This window comes from Alcanivorax sp. IL3, assembly GCF_047495465.1.
GTDB lineage: Bacteria > Pseudomonadota > Gammaproteobacteria > Pseudomonadales > Alcanivoracaceae > Alcanivorax > Alcanivorax jadensis.
Genome location: NZ_CP179931.1, coordinates 2,629,395 through 2,646,604, shown reverse-complemented (window position 1 = coordinate 2,646,604; position 17,210 = coordinate 2,629,395). Strand labels below are relative to the sequence as shown.

The 17,210-nt window shown below is 59.2% G+C and carries 13 protein-coding genes; 4 read left to right on the top strand and 9 right to left on the bottom strand.

Annotated features, from left to right (window positions below; genetic code table 11):
* Window positions 1-9: 9 nt before the first annotated feature.
* Both ACMG4M_RS12280 and ACMG4M_RS12275 read right to left on the bottom strand, forming a co-directional pair.
* Window positions 10-1,023 (bottom strand): putative solute-binding protein, encoded by a 1,014-nt coding sequence (locus ACMG4M_RS12280; protein ID WP_272961681.1) that lies wholly within the window; start codon window positions 1,021-1,023, stop codon window positions 10-12.
* 62 nt (window positions 1,024-1,085) lie between these two features.
* Window positions 1,086-2,114 carry a hypothetical protein gene (locus tag ACMG4M_RS12275; RefSeq protein ID WP_272961682.1) on the bottom strand — a complete coding sequence of 343 codons (1,029 nt, stop codon included), beginning with the start codon at window positions 2,112-2,114 and terminating at the stop codon, window positions 1,086-1,088.
* 175 nt (window positions 2,115-2,289) lie between these two features.
* Between ACMG4M_RS12275 and ACMG4M_RS12270 the strand changes: the two genes are divergently transcribed.
* Window positions 2,290-3,651, top strand: a complete 1,362-nt coding sequence (locus tag ACMG4M_RS12270) for an ABC1 kinase family protein (protein ID WP_414430122.1) — start codon at window positions 2,290-2,292, stop codon at window positions 3,649-3,651.
* A 363-nt stretch (window positions 3,652-4,014) separates the two neighbouring features.
* Here the strand turns inward: ACMG4M_RS12270 and ACMG4M_RS12265 are convergent, their stop codons facing one another.
* The 7 genes from ACMG4M_RS12265 to ACMG4M_RS12235 all read right to left on the bottom strand — a co-directional run bounded on the left by ACMG4M_RS12265 (window position 4,015) and on the right by ACMG4M_RS12235 (window position 11,687).
* Window positions 4,015-5,202, bottom strand: coding sequence for a putative solute-binding protein (locus ACMG4M_RS12265; protein WP_414430121.1), 1,188 nt, complete (start codon window positions 5,200-5,202; stop codon window positions 4,015-4,017).
* Window positions 5,203-5,337: 135 nt separating this feature from the next.
* Complete coding sequence (locus ACMG4M_RS12260) at window positions 5,338-6,420, bottom strand: putative solute-binding protein (protein WP_414430120.1); 1,083 nt, start codon at window positions 6,418-6,420, stop codon at window positions 5,338-5,340.
* A gap of 124 nt (window positions 6,421-6,544) precedes the next feature.
* Window positions 6,545-7,711 carry a putative solute-binding protein gene (locus ACMG4M_RS12255; RefSeq protein ID WP_414430119.1) on the bottom strand — a complete coding sequence of 389 codons (1,167 nt, stop codon included), beginning with the start codon at window positions 7,709-7,711 and terminating at the stop codon, window positions 6,545-6,547.
* 294 nt (window positions 7,712-8,005) lie between these two features.
* Entirely contained in the window at window positions 8,006-8,782 is a 777-nt protein-coding gene (locus ACMG4M_RS12250) for a YciK family oxidoreductase (protein ID WP_414430118.1), read from the bottom strand.
* A complete protein-coding gene (locus tag ACMG4M_RS12245) occupies window positions 8,779-9,459 on the bottom strand; it encodes an HAD-IA family hydrolase (protein ID WP_414430117.1) in 681 nt (226 codons plus the stop codon). The genes ACMG4M_RS12250 and ACMG4M_RS12245 overlap by 4 nt, the downstream gene beginning before the upstream one ends.
* 172 nt (window positions 9,460-9,631) lie before the next feature.
* A complete protein-coding gene (gene ubiG, locus ACMG4M_RS12240) occupies window positions 9,632-10,330 on the bottom strand; it encodes a bifunctional 2-polyprenyl-6-hydroxyphenol methylase/3-demethylubiquinol 3-O-methyltransferase UbiG (protein WP_035246877.1) in 699 nt (232 codons plus the stop codon).
* A gap of 13 nt (window positions 10,331-10,343) precedes the next feature.
* A complete protein-coding gene (locus ACMG4M_RS12235; RefSeq protein ID WP_414430116.1) occupies window positions 10,344-11,687 on the bottom strand; it encodes a TRZ/ATZ family hydrolase in 1,344 nt (447 codons plus the stop codon).
* A gap of 349 nt (window positions 11,688-12,036) precedes the next feature.
* Here ACMG4M_RS12235 and gyrA point away from each other — a divergent pair, with 349 nt between their 5' ends.
* From gyrA to pheA, 3 genes are all read left to right on the top strand, one after another.
* Window positions 12,037-14,805, top strand: coding sequence for a DNA gyrase subunit A (gyrA, locus tag ACMG4M_RS12230; RefSeq protein WP_414430115.1), 2,769 nt, complete (start codon window positions 12,037-12,039; stop codon window positions 14,803-14,805).
* Between the two features lie 192 nt (window positions 14,806-14,997).
* Window positions 14,998-16,080 carry a 3-phosphoserine/phosphohydroxythreonine transaminase gene (gene serC / locus ACMG4M_RS12225; protein WP_414430114.1) on the top strand — a complete coding sequence of 361 codons (1,083 nt, stop codon included), beginning with the start codon at window positions 14,998-15,000 and terminating at the stop codon, window positions 16,078-16,080.
* Between the two features lie 12 nt (window positions 16,081-16,092).
* Window positions 16,093-17,175 carry a prephenate dehydratase gene (gene pheA / locus ACMG4M_RS12220; protein ID WP_277672737.1) on the top strand — a complete coding sequence of 361 codons (1,083 nt, stop codon included), beginning with the start codon at window positions 16,093-16,095 and terminating at the stop codon, window positions 17,173-17,175.
* Window positions 17,176-17,210 lie beyond the last annotated feature (35 nt).

The window sequence follows — 17,210 nt, the reverse complement described above, 5'->3', positions numbered from 1 at the left end:
GTACTGCGCTTACTCGACCGGATTGACGCATTCGGCGCGGGAAGGCTCTTCCTTGCAGCGCACCTTGCGCAGCAGGGACATCATATCCTTGCTGTAAACGCCATCATTGGTCAGGGCGATGCGGGCTTCGCGCATCATTTCGTCATAGCGCAGCTTGTCGGCCTCGGGGATACGAATCCACCACTTCTTGTCGACTTCGTTGTTGGCGTTCTCGATCACCGTCATGGCGCGGTCAAACTGGCCAAGCATGTACTTACGAGAGCTGTCAGCATAGCCATCCGGGAAGCGGTCTTTCTTGAGAATGACCTGGGCAGTCAGCTGGCCCAGTACATAATCGATCATGCCGCCATCCGGCTGCATGCCCTTGTACAGTTCCAGGGCAGAGTAGGCAGCAATCGGCGCAAAGCAGATGTCCACGGAACCGTTGTTGAAACGGCCGGAGAAGTTGGTGATGTCGGACATTACCGGAGACATGCCAACCCGGGACGCCATGCTGGCCTGGGCGCTGTCATATTCCAGTACGGCGATGGATTTGCCTGACAGTTCGCTCACGGTGTCGATGGTGCGATCTTTCACGAACAGGTAGGCGGCACCCATGGGGGCAACGCCGCCCACTTCGTAGGGGCCGGAAACCAGCTTCTCGTTGATGGAGGGGTTGCCACTGGCCAGCACGGTGATCACGGTGCGCATGGCATCGTAGGAGGGGATGGCACCGATGGAGTCCAGGCTGCCGGTGTAGTTGTTGAACTGGCGGCCACGGATACCGGTGAGTACCGCAGCATCGCACTGGCCGGCTTTCAGATCTTCGGAGGCGATTTTTTCATCGGTGTAGGGTTTCAGCTCCAGATCCACACCCCAACCGAGGGCGGCGGTCTTGTAGTCCTTCATGATGTTATAGATATCACCGTTGGCACCGATGATATCAAATACGCACATGGACCGTTTTTCGGCGGCCTGGGCGGGGCTAAGTGTCAATGCAAGTGCAGCAGTGGCTGCTGTGGTAAACGCCTTCAAATAGCGCATGGCTTGTCTCCTGGTTACTTCTTAATCTAATTCAAAGCGGCCCCAAGGGGCCGCAAACAGGCTTACAGCAAATCGTCAATATTGACCGCCGGTCCGGATTTGGCGGCGTCATCCCAGAAAGTCCCAAGCCCACCAATAGGGGTGCGCTTACCGGTATTTTCTGTCCATTCCCGGTCGGAAATGCCAGTGATGATGAAGCCGGCAATGGCATCCATCATGGCGTATTCCGGATCCAGATTCTGGTCGTTGGCGGCAAAGTCACGGATGGCCTTGCGCATGCGTTCGTCGTCGCCCTTGCTGAAGGCGCTCATGGCATACAGGGCGCTGCCCAGGCGGACGCCACCATCAAAGCCGGCCTTGGCAGAGGCTTCCAGCTCTTTCCACGGTTCGGCATTGGCCGGAGCCAGCATGGGCAACAGGTTCCAGACGGCAGCACGGGTACCACGCGGTACGCCCCACCACTTGTCGTTATCCAGGCACTTCATGTTGCGCTCTACCTTGGCGGCGAGATCGCGGGGTACGCCCACGGCGCCGTCGGAGGCACCGTCATTGAGCAGGGCCTGGACACCGGAGATGTTGCCGACCATCCACACCAGCTCGTCGAAATCGGTTTTCAGCTTGGGGCATTCGCCTTCTTTCTGTTCACCAAAGGCGGTGAGCATGTTCTGGTAGGCGGTATACTGTCGCTGCGCCGCGACGGCAGACCAGCGCTTCTGCTCGATGCGAGCATCCTGAGCTTCGTTCACGTTGCCATCTTTCACAGCACGCATGTAGCGCAACTCGGCATCGATGGCGATCTGTTCGGCACAGGTGGCGGCCGTGGTGAAGACCATGGCACCCAGCTTCTCGGGATGAGAGCCGACGCGCTCAAAGGCCATCAGCAGCGGGGTCTGGGCTTCGCCGGTGACACAGGCCATGCGTACATCGTCAAACGTGAGCATGTAGGGAAGCATCTCGGAGCGGCCGAAGCTGATCAGCACGTCACCGGTTGTCTTGTAGATGACGCCACAGCCTTGCAGAGCCAGGATGGCGCCCCCTACCAGGGCCAGACGGGAATGTCGTAGCATTTTTGTCAAGGTCAGAGAACCCATTCTATAGCTCCTTGTTGTTGTTCTCGGATTAGCGGACTCAAAGGTACGAAAGTCCGTCTATTGGCACAAGCGGCAATTACAAAAAAGCCTGCAAGCAATTACAAACAATAAATTTGCTTTATGATGGAATACGTTACGTTGTGCAGCGCACCCACCAGGAAAGTAAGACTTTATTATGACCGACCATACTGATATCAAAGACATGAAGGCCTGGCTGGCAGGCGAGAGAAGCGGTGTTTCTCTGGCCATGAATACGGCCCGTGGCGGCTGGCGGATACTGGAGACGATCGGGGTGGTCGGTCGCCAGGGGTTAAGCTGGATGCTCGGCGATCGCCCGCCAGTACCGGCTTTGCTGCGCACGACCTTTGAATCCCTGGGTACCACCTACATCAAGCTTGGGCAGTTTATTGCCAGCTCGCCGTCGATTTTCCCGGAAGAGTATGTCGAGGAATTTCAGCGCTGCCTGGACCGTACCCCGGCACTGCCATTTCACTATATTCGCGAAACGATCGAGAAAGAGTTGGGTGGATCGCTGGAGTCTCTATATCAGTCTATCGACCCAAAGCCATTGGCCAGTGCGTCTATTGCGCAGGTTCATGCGGCGAAGCTCAAAAACGGCCAGGACGTGGTGATCAAGGTTCAGCGGCCCGGTGTCCGTAATGTGCTGCTGACGGATTTCAACTTTCTCTACTTTGCTGCCCGGGTTACCGAGCGGCTGGCGCCGGGTCTGTCGCGCTCCGCCATTTCCGGTGTGATCGAGGAGTTGCAGGCCGGCATGCTGGAAGAGTGCGACTTCATCAAGGAGGCTCACAATCTCCAGGCGTTCAATGCTTTCCTGCGTGACACCGGCAATACCTCGGCTGTCGCGCCGGATCCGGTCATGTCTCACACCACCGGCAAGGTGCTGACCATGGAGCGCTTCTTCGGGGTGCCCCTCACCGACATGAATGTGCTCAGGCAATATACGGATGATCCGGCGCAAACTCTGATCTCTGCACTGAATACCTGGTTCTCCAGCCTGATGCTGTGCGATTTCTTCCATGCGGATGTGCATGCTGGCAATTTGATGTTGCTGGAAGACGGTCGGGTGGGATTCATCGACTTTGGTATTGTCGGCCGGATCCGCCGTGAGGCATGGGATGGCATGGCCAAATTCTTTGATGCCATCGGACGTGGTGATGTTCGCCAGATGGCGGAGGCCATGGCGATCATTGGCATGACCCGGGAAGAGGTTGATGTGGATGCGCTGGCGCGGGATATCGAAAGCCTGCAAGGGGCGCTTGGCCAGGTCGATCCGTCTGCTCTGGTGCAGGCCGACCGCAACGACAAGGAAGTGAACCGCTTGCTGATGGATCTGGTGAAAATCGGTGAGGGCCACGGCATTCGTTTCCCTCGCGAATTCGCCCTGCTACTCAAGCAGTTCCTCTACTTCGATCGTTATGTGCAGGTGCTGGCACCTGAAATGGATATGTTCAGTGATAATCGCGTCGATATGTTCGGCGCGATTGATGATATGCCGGGCGGTTTTCTGCACTAAAAGCAGCTAGCTACAAGCTGCACTGGTAGGGTAGGCAAAGGTTGGAATGTTCCTCGTGCTTCGTCATTTCTACGAAGCCGCTGTAGGAGCGGCGCTTGAGCCGCGAATCGCGCTTGCGCGGAAATCGACCGCAGGGCGATCAGACATTTGAGTGTTCGACAGGTCTTTCCAGAAAGAACGGCGGCTAGGTTTCTCCTTTGCCGCCTCGCTCGCTACGCTCGGTTCGCCATGCAAGCGTGGGCTCCTACAGCCTTTACTGGACCGCCTACAAGTAACTTCATGGAAAAACCTCGGGCAGGGCGCTGCGTGCTTTGCAAGACCCTGCCGCGTCGCAGCTAGAAGCTTATAGCTCGTAGCTGCTTTTCACTCCACCGGATCCGCACATTCCCCTTTCGACGGATTGAGTTTGCAGCGAATCTTGCGTTGCAGGGTCAGCATGTCCGCATCGTAGTAGCCTTTTTCGCGCAAGGTCAGGCGAGCTTCCTGCATCATGGTTTCGTATTCGCGTTTGTCCGCATCCGGGATGTCGATCCACCAGCGGTCCGGTACCTTGGCCGCTTCCTGGTCCAGCCGCTCTTTGATCAGGTGGTAGCTGTTGAAAAACTCTTCGCGAACCAGCTGTGCCACCTCGTTGGGGAATTTATCCTTGCGGCCGATCAGTTGCATGGTGATCTGCGCCAGCGGGTAGTCGATGATGCCGCCGTCCGGTGACATGCCCTTGTAAAGTTCCAGCACCTCGTAGGCCACCAGTGGGGCGGCCAAGACATCGACGACGCCGTTGTTGAACTTGTTAGGGGCAGAGACGATATCGGAGGCGACAGGGGTGGCGCCGATTTGCGAGACCATTTCCGCTTGGGTCGGGTCATAGTCGAGGACGGCTACCCGCTTGCCCGCTGCATTGGCCAGGGTGTTGATGGTTCTGTCGTTAACGAACACATAGGCGCCACCAGCAGAGGCCAGGCCGAGAATGACGTATTCGCCACTCACCATCTTGTCGGCAGACTTGGGGCTGGCCATGACCTGCAGCAGGATTCTCATATGCTCGTCGCTGGGTACGCCGCCGATGGAATCAATGGTGCCGGTGTACTTGTTGAAAAGACGACCGCGCAGCCCACTGATCAGGGCAGCATCGCAGATGCCAGCCTTCAGGTCTTCCACTACCACGCTTTCGCTGGTGTAGGCTTGAATATCCAGGTCCACACCGTATTCCAGCAGACGGGTGCGCTGGTCTTCGGCAGCTTTATAGATCGGTCCTGCGCGACCGGCGATATCCCAGATGCAGATGCGTCGTTTGAGGGGTTCGCCCATGCTGAAGCCGGCCACTTTCTGCATCGCGTCGATGCGATCGTCGAGGCTGCGGCTCTGGTCGTAGGCGATGGCGCGCAGCTTCTCCGCGAGCTCGGGGGTGAGCGATACACCAGGGGCAAACTTTTCCAGTTCCGCCTGTTGTGCTGGCGTCAGATTCAGTTGGTTGTCTGCCTGGGCGATCAGGGCGCCGATCAGCAGGGGAAGAATGAGCAGATGGCGAAAAAATGTCACGCAAGCCTCCATGGGCACTTTATTGTTTGAACCGGAAGTTGTTGCTTCAGGTTGAACACCCATTGTGACAGTCGTGACCGATGAGTCGCTGGCTGGCCAGCCGGGATGGCTGGCCGCGATGCCAACGATGATATTGCTGCGTAATCCTTATTCCGTATCCTGGCTGCATTCGGGGCGCTGAGGATCCAGCTTGCAACGAATACGTTTCATGATCTTCAGCATGGTGGCGTCGTAGTAGCCGGTTTCGCGCAGTTTCAGACGCGCGGCGCGCATCATGCTGTCATATTCCTGTTTTTCATGTTGATCCACGTCGATCCACCAGGTTGCCGGGATCTGTCCCGCTTCTTTTTCCAAGGCGCTCTGGATAGACGAAAAGCTGTCTGCTGCCACTTCCCGGATCACTGCCGCGAATGCGGGAGGAAAACGATCAGTTTGACCAATCAACTGGGCGGTGAGCTGAACAATGGGGTAATCAACGATGCCACCGTCGGGTTCCATACCCTTGTAAAGCTCCAATACCTGATAGGCAACAAGTGGTGCGGGCAGTACATCTACACTGCCGTTGTTGAACTGGTTGGGGGCCGTGGCAAGCGTAGTGGCTACCGGGGTGGCACCAATCTGTGCAACCATCTTCGACTGGCCGGGATCGAAATCCAGTACGGCAATCTTTTTCCCTGCGACGCGCTCCAGTGAATTCAGCCTCTTGTCATTGACAAATAAATAGGCGGCGCCGGCGGGGGTAACTGCCAGAGTCTGATATTTGTTGCTGACCATGTTTTCGCTGAGCTGAGGCAGAGCGATGGATCGCATCAGCATATCCATATGCTTCAGCGACGGTAGGGCGCCGATGGCATCGATAGTACCGCTGAAGCGGACGAACTGGCGGGCGCGAAAACCGCTCATCAGGGCAGCGTCGCATTGACCGTTTTTCAATGATGCGACCATGGCGCCTTCGTTGGTAAAGGCCTCCAGGCTGATATCAATTTTATAGCGGAGCAAATCCAGGCGCAGATTGGTGGCACCATTGAAAATGGGGCCGGAGCGACCGGACAGATCCCACAAACAGATATGACGCTTGAGCATATCGTCCGGGCCCAGGCCCATTTCATTACGCGCTTCCGCCAGGTGTTTTTCCTGCTTGGGAGTCAGTGTCAGAGCCTGACTGGTGCAAGCCAGAGACAGCAGGGCCGAGCCCAGAAGGCTGGTAATAAGGGTGCGATAATTCCCCATGACGCTTCCTTTGTCATTCGTTGTCATGCTTATAGCATGTAGAAGGGGAGGGAAGTTTTACCGCCTGTATGACAATTGTACGCGGCGTCTGGTGGCGCCGCGTAATGCCCGCTTCAACGTCAGCTCAAGTGATGCTGCATTCCGAGCGGGTGGGGTCGAATTTGCAGCGTATTTTGCGCTGCAGATCCAGCATGTCGCTGCTGTAGTATTTCTGCGCACGCAGTGCATCGCGGGCATCCTGCATCATCACTTCGTATTCCCGCTTGTCCTTGTCAGGAATAGCGATCATCCAGCGCTCAGGCACTCGGCGTGTTTCCACTTCAATGCGCTTTATCACGTCTGGGTAGGCTTCAAAGGAGGCCTCACGAATCAATTGCGCCACCTCATTGGGAAACTTGTCCAGGCGACCGATCAACTGCATGGAAAGTTGTGTTAACGGATAGTCGACCACGCCACCATCCGGGCTCATGCCTTTATACAGTTCGAGAATTTCATAGGCGACCAGCGGGGCGGGCAGGATATCGATCTGGCCATTGTTGAACTTGTTGGGGGCGCTGACGATATCGGTGCTGACGGGGGTGGCACCAATGGCTGCCACCATTTCTGCCTGGGTTTCATCATAATCGAGAACGGCAACCCGTTTCCCGGCAGCCTTGGCCAGGGAGCTGATGCTTCTGTCGTTAACGAAAATATGTGCGGCGCCAGCCGGGTAGATGCCCATTACGACGTAATCCCCCTGCACCATGTGACCGGCTTGTCTGGGGTGAGCCATCACCTGCAGCAACGTTTGCATATGCTTCTGGGAGGGTACCGCGCCGATGGCATCTACACTGCCGCTGTATAGGTTGAACTGGCGAGCACGCAATCCGCTCATCAGGGCGGCATCGCAACGGCCGGCCTTGAATTCATCCACCATGACGGTTTCGTTGGTGTAAGGCACCAGATCCAGGTTGATGCCGTATTCCAGGGCCAGTGCCCGTTGCTCCATGGCAGCATTGAATACCACGCCGTTACGGCCGCCGATATCCCAGATGCAGATGGTGCGTTTCAGGGTGCTGCCGGCGGGCATCTGATCCAGTCCCACCATCTGGCTGATGGCTTTCAGTCGGCTCCGAACCGGCATCTCTCTGGTGTAAAACACATCCTCGAGCTTTTCGAGGGTGGAGTCAGTCAATGTAACGCCGGGCAACAGTGTCTGGAGTTGCTGCTTCTGTGATTCTGTCAGGTTGGCCGCGCTCAGCGATGAGCACAGCAGGCTGATAAGAAAGAAAAGAGTAATGGGGCTGCGCATGGTGATCTCCCTGATGCCGCATTCTTGTTATGAGCAATACATTTAGCATGCGCTGGCAGGATAAGGGAGCGCTTTGGCGCAGGGGGTGACCGCGTTACGGCAAGCAGCGGCGAAAAGGTCAATGGGGGCGAGTTGAAAGTTCAAAGTTTAAAGTTGAAACGCGGGAAAGGGCCGGGGGTATTTGAGTCCGGTGTCGGCGCTGCATTTAGTCGCGGGCACCGAACCGGGCAGATACGTTTCCAAACGTGATCGCGCCTTTTCAACTTTGAACTTTGAACTTTCAACTCAGGCTTTTTACTTAGGCTGCGCGTCGATGGAGACACCGTTGACGTCGCGGCTGTCCGGGCCGAGCAGGAACAGGTAGGGGGCCATGATCTCGTCCGGAGTTTTCAGGGTCTGCGGGTCTTCGCCGGGGTAGGCCAAGGCGCGCATGTCGGTGCGGGTGCCGCCGGGGTTGAGGGTGTTGACGCGGATGTTGCTGGTGTTCTCCAGCTCTTCGGCCAGCACCTGTGCCAGGTTTTCGGTGGCGGCCTTGGAGACGGCATAGGCGCCCCAGAAGGCGCGGCCCTTGCGGCCAACACTGGAGGAGGTGAACAGCAGGCGGGCATCGTCGCTGGCACGCAACAGCGGCAGCATGGCCTGGGTCAGGTAGAAGGCGCTGTTCACGTTTACCTGCATCACCGAATCCCAGGTGCCGACACCGTAGCGCTCCAGCGGAGTAATGTCGCCGAGCACGGAGGCGTTATGCAGGATGCCGTCCAGGCGTCCGAATTCCTTGTCGAACAGGCCGGCCAGTTCCTGGAAGTCTTCCGGGCGGGCCACCGCCAGATTCACCGGTGCCAGGGCTGGCTCCGGGCCGCCAGCGGCCTTGATCTCGTCGTAGACCTTTTCCAGCTTTTCCGGGGTGCGTCCCAGCAGGATCACGGTGGCGCCGTGGCGAGCCAGGGTCAGTGCGGCGCTGCGGCCGATGCCGGCGCCCGCGCCGGTGACCAGGATGATGCGATCCTTGAAGGCATCGGCAGGGCACTGGTAGGCCAGTGCCTTTGCATTCACGGCAGACAACTCGCTCATGCGGTACTCCTTGTGTTCATCGTTTGCAGCAGGGGCAGCAGGTCGCTGCCCTGTTCCAGGTAATAATCGGCCTGCCAGCCGTGGGGATCATCATCCGCGTCGATATAGCCAAAGGCAGCCACGGCGGTGGCCATGCCGGCATTCTGGCCGGCCTGGATGTCACGCAGATGGTCGCCCACGTAGAGGCAGTTGCCAGGATCCACGCCGTCGCGGCGGGCGGCCATCAGCAGGCCTTCTGGATCCGGCTTGCGCTGTTTCACATGGTCCGGGCAGATCACCGCGCCCACCCGCTGGTCCAGCTTCAGGCCCGCCAGCACCGGCCCGGTGAACCGTGAGGGCTTGTTGGTCACTATGCCCCAGGGCAAGCCATTGGCCTCCAGCCAGTCCAGGGTTTCCGCCATGCCGGGAAACAGGCAGGTGTCCACGGCCAGGTGCTGCTCGTAGGCGTTCAGCAGCTCGTCCAGCAGGGGCGGGAATTCCGCATCCTCCGGTCCCACCCCGAAGCCCAGCTCGGTGAGGGCGCGGGCGCCATTGGATACATTGGCGCGCACCGCGGAATAGCTTACTTCCGGTCGGCCATGCTGTTTCAGCAGGGTATTGAGCACCGTATAAAAATCCGGTGCGGTATCAATCAAGGTGCCGTCCAGATCGAAATAAACGGCTTCAAGCTTTTCCATACATTCTCTCTACAACGCCGCTGTAGGAGCGCCGCTTGAGACGCGAAAAAAACAGTTTCGAGGTACAAATAACGAGGAGCAAAAGGCACAACCGGTTTGGCTTTTCGCAACTCGAACCTCGTTACTCGCTTCGCTCGTTTCGCGCCTCAAGCGGCGCTCCTACAGGGGAAATTTATTCGCCTTTCACCGCGTGCATCAGATAGTTCACCGACACATCCCGGTTCAGCTTGTACACCTGGGTCAGCGGGTTGTAGACCATGCCGGTGGTGTCTTTCACTTCCAGCCCCGCGTCCCGGGCCCAGCCGGCCAGCTCCGAGGGTTTGATCAGCTTGGCGTACTCGTGGGTGCCGCGGGGCAGCAGGCGCAGCACGTATTCCGCGCCGACAATGGCAAACAGAAAGGCCTTGGGATTGCGGTTGATGGTGCTGAAGAAAATCTGCCCACCGGGTTTTACCAGGGTGGCGCAGGCGCGGATCACGGATGACGGATCCGGCACGTGTTCCAGCATTTCCAGACAGGTGACCACGTCGTACTGGGCGGGCCGTTCCTCGGCGATCTGTTCCGCCGGAATCTGCCGGTATTCCACCGCCACGCCGGCTTTCTCCGCGTGGATGCGTGCCACCGACAGCGGTGCCTCGCCCATGTCGATACCGGTGACCTCGGCGCCACGCCGGGCCATGCCTTCGGACAGCAAGCCGCCGCCGCAGCCGATGTCGATGACTTTTTTGCCGGGCAGGCTGACGCGCTCGTCGATGTAATTGAGACGCAGCGGGTTGATGTCGTGCAGCGGGCGGAACTCGGAATTGGGGTCCCACCACTGCTCCGCCAGGGCATTGAATTTGGCGATTTCGCCGGCGTCTACATTGGGGATCTGCGGTTGCTGTTCAGTCACGGTCGGCTCCGGCAATTTTTTCCTGCCACTGCTGGGCATTCTTGAGGATCACGGCTTCGTTGAGGGTGGTGAGTGTGCGGTTGTCCATCAGGCAGCGCCCACCCACCCAGGTATGCGTCACCTGGTCGCGGCTGGCGGCATAGATCAATTGCGCCACCGGATCATAGACCGGCTGGGTCTCCAGACGGTTCAAATCCACCGCTACCATATCCGCCTGTTTGCCAATTTCCAGTGAACCGATCTGGTCGTCCCGGCCCAGGGCGCGGGCCCCGTTCAGGGTGGCCATCTGCAGTATGTCGGCGGCGGGCAGGGCATCGGCCTGGAGGCTGACGCCCTTGCCCAGAAAGGCGGCCATGCGGGCCTCGCCGATCATGTCCAGATCGTTGTTGCTGGCGGCACCGTCGGTGCCCAGGGCCACGTTGACCCCGGCCTTGCGCAGTGTTTCTACCGGTGCAAAGCCGCTGGCCAGCTTCAGGTTGGATTCCGGGCAATGCACCACCTGGGTGCCGGTTTCGGCCACCAGCGCAATTTCGTCCTCGGTGAGCTGGGTCATGTGCACCGCCAGCAGACGCGGCGAAAGCAAGCCCAGGTTTTTCAGGCGAGTGAGTGGCCGCTCACCGGTGTTGCCTACCGCCATCTGGATCTCTCCGGCGGTTTCATGCACGTGCATCATCATCGGCACGTCCAGTTCCTCGGCCAGAGTCAGTACCTTCTGCAGCGGGCCATCGGACACGGTATAGGGCGCGTGTGGGCCAAAGCCGATCTGGATGCGCGGATCGTGGCGCCACTCGTCCATGGCATCGGTGGCCAGGCGCAGGTAATCCTCCGGCCCGGCGCCCATGGGGGTGGGAAAATCCAGGATCGGGCAGAACAGGCTGGCGCGCAGGCCGGCTTCCACGGTGGCGCGGGCGGCGCTGGCCGGGAAGAAGTACTGGTCGGCAAAGCAGGTGGTGCCGGAGCGAATCATCTCCGCCGCCGCCAGCCGGGTGCCGTCGAACACGAATTGCTCGCTGACAAACTGGCCTTCCGCTGGCCAGATGTGCTTTTCCAGCCAGGTCATCAGCGGCAGGTCATCGGCGATACCACGCAGCAGGTTCATGGCTGCGTGGGTATGGGCATTGATCAGGCCGGGAATCAGCAGGTGGCTGTCCAGCCGGGTGACCGTATCGGCCTGCCATTTTTCGTCGGCCAGGGCGCCGGGCAGCAGGTCGACAATCTGGCCATCACGGACGACCAGGGCATGGTTTTCCAGTACCTCGGCACTGGGCGCGTTGTCCTGCGCGACCGGGGCAATCCAGCGGGCGTGGACGATCAGGTCAGCCTGATTGTCGCTCATGCATAACTCCTTGATATCTTGGCGGGCTTTTCAGCGGCCTGCTAGAGGGGCTTGCCCTCAAATTGAGGCCGCAGTATAGCGTGTCAGTGGCGCTCTTGCCGCCACGATAACAATGGCGGCGGACTATGGCGCCGAAGCCGCCCGGTTGTGCTATCATCCGGGGCTTTTCCGGGCTTCGTGCCAGGAGCAGGAATGTACGCCCGGTCCGCCGCTGTCGGCAGCGAGCGGGCTGTCATAAGAACAGACTGCACAGGGTGCCATCGGCACGCTGTGAAAACGGCCCTGATCAGGGGCCGGCTTGGGAAAGCCGCAGGGGCTTTCCCGATACTTGTGGAAAGTAAGGATCGCTATGACGGATCTCGCCAGAGAAGTTACCCCGGTCAACATCGAAGACGAACTCAAACAGTCGTACCTGGATTACGCCATGAGCGTGATCGTTGGGCGGGCGTTGCCGGATGTGCGCGACGGCCTCAAGCCGGTGCATCGCCGCGTACTGTTCGCCATGCACGAGCTGAACAACGACTGGAACAAGGCCTATAAGAAGTCCGCCCGTGTGGTCGGTGACGTTATCGGTAAGTACCACCCCCATGGTGACTCCGCCGTTTACGACACCATCGTGCGGATGGCGCAGCCGTTTTCCCTGCGCTACATGCTGGTGGATGGTCAGGGTAACTTCGGTTCCATCGACGGGGATTCCGCAGCCGCCATGCGTTACACCGAAGTGCGCATGGCCAAGATCGCCCACGAGCTGCTGGCCGATCTGGACAAGGAAACCGTGGATTTCGTCGACAACTATGACGGCACGGAAAAGATTCCCGATGTGATGCCCACCCGGGTGCCCAACCTGCTGGTGAATGGCTCCTCCGGTATCGCCGTGGGTATGGCCACCAATATTCCGCCGCATAACCTGGGCGAGGTGGTGGATGGCTGTCTGGCGTTGATCGACGACGACAGCCTGACGCCGGACGACCTGATGGAATACATCAAGGGCCCGGATTTCCCCACCGCCGGCATCATTAACGGTCGCGCCGGGATCGTGCAGGCCTACCGTACCGGCCGTGGCCGCGTGTACATGCGTGCCCGTGCCGAGATTGAGCCGACCGACAAAAGTGGCAAAGAAGCCATTATCGTCCACGAGATTCCCTACCAGGTGAACAAGGCGCGGTTGATCGAGAAGATCGCCGAGCTGGTGAAAGACAAGAAGATTGAAGGTATCACCGAGCTGCGCGATGAGTCCGACAAAGAGGGCATGCGTATCGTGATCGAGCTGCGTCGCGGCGAGAACGCCGAGGTGGTGCTCAATAATCTCTACCAGCAGACCCAGATGGAGTCGGTGTTCGGTATCAATACCGTGGCACTGGTGGATGGTCAGCCCAAGACCCTCAACCTGCGTGAGTTGCTGGATGCCTTTATTCGTCACCGCCGTGAAGTGGTGACTCGCCGTACCGTGTTTGAACTGCGCAAGGCCCGCGAAAAGGCCCACTTGCTAGAAGGTCTGGCGGTGGCGCTGAGCAATATCGATCCGGTGATTGCGCTGATCAAGGCGTCCCCCAGCGGCGCGGAAGCCAAGGAAAAACTTCTGGGCAAAGGCTGGACCCCCGGCGATGTACTGCAAATGCTGGAGCGCGCCGGTGGTGAAAACGCGGCTCGCCCGGATGGCCTCGATGAGCAGTTCGGTCTGCGTGATGGCCTTTATTACCTGAGCCCGGAACAGGCCCAGGCCATTCTGGATCTGCGTCTGCAGAAGCTGACCGGTCTGGAACGGGAAAAACTGATCAACGATTACCAGGAACTGCTGGAGCAGATTGCCGAACTGCTGAAGATTCTGGGTAACCCCGAACGTCTGATGGAAGTGATCCGTGATGAACTGAAGGCGGTCCGTGAGGAATATGCCGACGAGCGCCGTTCCGAAATCGTCACCTCCCGTCTCGACCTGAGCATGGAAGACCTGATCGCCGAAGAAACCGTGGTAGTGACCCTGTCCAACGGTGGTTACGCCAAGATGCAGCCCATTGATACCTACCGGGCGCAGAAGCGTGGTGGCCGTGGCAAGTCTGCCGGCCAGCTCAAAGACGAGGATTACGTGGAGCACCTGCTTGTGGCAGGCACCCACGACACCCTGTTGCTGTTCACGGATGCCGGCAAGGTCTTCTGGCTGCGTACCTTCGAGCTGCCGCAAGGTGGCCGGGCGTCCCGTGGCAAGCCCATCGTCAATCTGCTGCCGGCACTGGGCAATGACGAGCGCATTACCGCCATCCTCCGTCTCGATGCGGAAATGGTACGTCAGCAGAAAGCCGCTGGCGTGGAAGCAGAAGTGGACGAAGACGACGTTATCGATGCTATCGATGCGGACGAGGTGGTCGAGGACGCAGTTGAAGATGGCGATGAGGCCGAAGTGGTGGCCGACGCCATTCCCGGTCCCTTTATCTTCATGGCGACCTCCAGTGGTATCGTCAAGCGTACCGCCCTGGCCAACTTCGCCCGTCCACGCAGCTCCGGCCTGATTGCCGTGAAACTGCAGGAAGGCGAGCATCTGGTCAATGTGGCGATTACCCACGGCGACGAAGATGTGATGCTGGTGGCCCGTAACGGCAAGGCCGTGCGTTTCCATCAATCCAAGGTGCGTGTCATGAGCCGTCTGGCCCGTGGTGTGCGCGGCATCAAACTGGCTGATGGCGTGGACGTGATTTCCCTGATCGTGCCGGAAGCAGAGGGTCAGATCCTGACTGCCTCGGAAAACGGCTACGGTAAGCGTACCCCGCTCACCGACTACCCGACCAAGGGTCGTGGCGGCCAGGGCGTGATCGCCATGGTGGTCAACGAGCGTAACGGTGAGCTGGTCGGCGCTGCTCAGGTGTTTGGTGAAGAGGACATCATGCTGATCTCTAACCAGGGCACTCTGGTGCGTACCGGCGTCAATCAGGTCAGCACGTCCAGCCGTAACACCCAGGGCGTGCGTCTGATTCGTCTGGGCGACGGCGAGAAGCTGTGTGGCCTGGCCACCATCCCCGAGCTGGAAGGTGATGACGAAGACATCGAAGAAGGCGAAGTGCTGGAAGAAGGGGATGTTACCTCTGAAGCACCGGAGTCTGACGCCTCCGACGACGCCGAGGAATAAAAGGCTGCTGTAGGAGCGGCGCTTGAGCCGCGAACGTGCTCGCGACAAGCCGTGCCAAGTACGATTCGCGGCTCAAGCGCCGCTCCTACGGGCTGCTTGAAAGACAATAGTAAGCAACAACCCGAGCCCGGTGTTACCGGGCTTCTTTGATTAACCGGTTTGGTACTTTCAATCTAGTCACGGAGAAAATGCATGTCCCGCGCCTATAACTTCTGCGCAGGTCCCGCGGCGTTGCCGACGGACGTTCTGGAGCAGGCCCGTCAGGAAATGCTGGATTACCAGGGCATGGGCCTGTCCATCATGGAAATGAGCCATCGGGACAAGGTGTTCGTGGAAATTGCCGAAAAGGCCGAGCAGGACCTGCGCGACCTGATGGGGATCAGCGACGACTACGCCGTGCTGTTCCTGCAGGGCGGTGCCTCCTCGCAATTCGCCATGGTGCCCATGAATCTGCTGGGCGAGGGCGAAACGGCGGATTACATCAATACCGGGCAATGGTCCAAGAAGGCGATCAAGGAAGCCGGTCGCTACGGCAACATCAACGTGGCCGCCAGCAGTGAAGACACCAATTTCACCACCGTGCCGCCACAGGACAGCTGGCAGCTGTCGGCCAATCCGGCCTACGTGCATTACTGCCCCAATGAAACCATCGGTGGCCTGGAATACAGCTTTGTGCCGGACGTGGGGGATAGCCCCCTGGTGGCAGACATGAGCTCTACCATCCTCTCGCGCCCCATTGATGTGAACCGCTTCGGGGTTATCTATGCCGGTGCCCAGAAGAATATCGGCCCTGCCGGCCTGACCCTGGTGATTATTCGCAAGGACCTGCTCGGCAAGGCCGGCGCCCACGTGCCGGCCATGCTCAATTACCAGACCCACGCGGACAATGGCAGCATGTACAACACGCCGCCCACCTTTTCCTGGTACCTGGCCGGGCTGGTGTTTCAGTGGCTGAAGAAGCAGGGCGGGGTGGCGAACATGGCAGAAACCAACCAGCGCAAGGCCGAAAAGCTGTATGGTTTTATTGATAACAGCGGCTTCTACAGCAACCCGGTGGAGAAAATCAGCCGTAGCTGGATGAATGTGCCCTTTGTGCTGGCCGATGCCAACCTGGATAAACAGTTCCTCAGCGAAGCCGACCAGGCCGGCCTGTTGAACCTGAAGGGCCACCGCAGCGTGGGTGGCATGCGTGCCAGCATCTACAATGCGGTACCGGAAGCCGCAGTAGATGCGCTGATCGCCTTTATGGCGGACTTCGAAAAACGCAACGGCTGAGCGGGGACCGCCATGACCGAATCACTGGACAATTTGCGTAACCAGATCGACGAGCTGGACCAGCGGCTGCAGGATCTGCTCAACGAGCGCGCCACCCTGGCCCACAAGGTGGCCGAGGTGAAGACCGCCACCGACCCCAACCCGGTGTTTTATCGCCCGGAACGGGAAGCCCAGGTGTTGCGCCGGGTCAAAGAGCGCAACCAGGGGCCGCTGGATGGCGAAACCATGGCGCGGTTTTTCCGCGAGATCATGAGCGCCTGCCTGGCCCTGGAGCAGCGCATGAAAGTGGCGTTCCTGGGCCCGGAAGGCACCTTTACCCAGCAGGCCGCCCTCAAACACTTTGGCCATGCGGTGGAAAGCGTGCCGCTTGCCGCCATTGATGAAGTATTCCGGGAAGTGGAAGCCGGGGCTGCCCACTACGGCGTGGTGCCGGTGGAGAACTCCACCGAAGGGGTGGTCAACCACACCCTGGATACCTTCATGACCTCCAGCCTGAAAATCTGTGGCGAGGTGGAGCTGCGTATTCACCATCATCTGCTGGCCGGCGAGCACACCCGTCGCGACAAGGTCACCCGGGTTTATTCCCACCAGCAGACCTTGGCTCAATGCCGCCAGTGGCTGGATGCTCACATGCCCGGGGTTGAGCGCATAGCGGTCAGTTCCAACGGGGAAGCCGCTCGTCGCCTTAAGGACGAATGGAATGCCCTGGCCATTGCCGGGGAAATGGCGGAAGAGCTGTATGGGCTGGAAGCGGTGCAACGCAATATCGAAGACCGCCCGGACAACACCACCCGCTTCATCATCATCGGCCGGCAGGACACGCCGCCGTCCGGCAACGACAAGACCAGCCTGATGATCAGCGGCAAGAACCGCCCGGGCCTGCTCTATGAAGTGCTGGCGCCGTTCCGGGATGAAGGCATTAACCTGACCCGCCTTGAATCCCGGCCCTCGCGGACGTCCAATTGGAGTTATGTGTTCTTCGTGGACTGCGAAGGCCACAAGGAAGATGGCAAGCTGCAGCCGGTGCTGGACAAGCTGGAAGCGGCTGGCAATACCATCAAGCTGCTGGGCTCGTACCCGAAAGCGGTGTTGTGACACAGGGTTGGACAATGCTCTATCGGCTGGCGATA